The organism is Bacillus sp. REN3 (assembly GCF_017912555.1).
In the GTDB taxonomy this organism is placed as follows: Bacteria; Bacillota; Bacilli; order Bacillales; family Cytobacillaceae; genus Mesobacillus.
Window position 1 is genome coordinate 1 of sequence record NZ_JAERSD010000065.1, and the last position, 572, is coordinate 572.

Genomic DNA, 572 nt, shown 5'->3' on the forward strand with positions numbered 1-572 from the left:
TTCGCTTCCATAACCAGAGTCTGCAATAATGGCCTTTGGCTTTGGTCGGTTATGTTTTTCCAAAAGTTCAAGGTGGGGAATCATGCATCCAGGATCTCCAGCCCGTTGATGGAGGCAGAAGTTGGTGATGAACTGATTTTCTGTACCAATCTGAACATTATATCCGGGCTTTAACTGCCCGTTCATCATGTGATCCTCTTTCATTCGCATAAAAGTGGCATCGGTATCTGTCTTAGAAAAGCTGTTTCTCTCCCCAAAAGTCTGTTTCTGAAGTTCATACTTCTGTTTTCGAGGCAGAAGATCTTTTTCCAGTTGACGCTTAGCCTTCTTTAAAGGTTTGTTTTTTGGATTCTGTTCCAGTCTCTTTTCCAACTTTTTGATGGTTTCTTCGATTTTTGCAGAAGAGATGGGTGACTCTTCGAGCTTTTCCTGAAAATCCATCTCCTTTTCTGCTTCTTCGTCTTCTTTGGTGATTTGCTCAATCCCAAGGACAATCTGCCGGAATTTCTCGTCCAGCTTTTTATCGTATTTTTCAGTGGACTTCTTCCAAACAAAGGTATACTTGTTGGCGT

At 41.8% G+C, this 572-nt stretch carries 1 pseudogene; it reads right to left on the minus strand.

From position 1 onward, the window contains the following. A pseudogene (locus JJQ88_RS21015) lies at positions 1 to 572 on the minus strand (IS5/IS1182 family transposase); the annotation flags it as partial.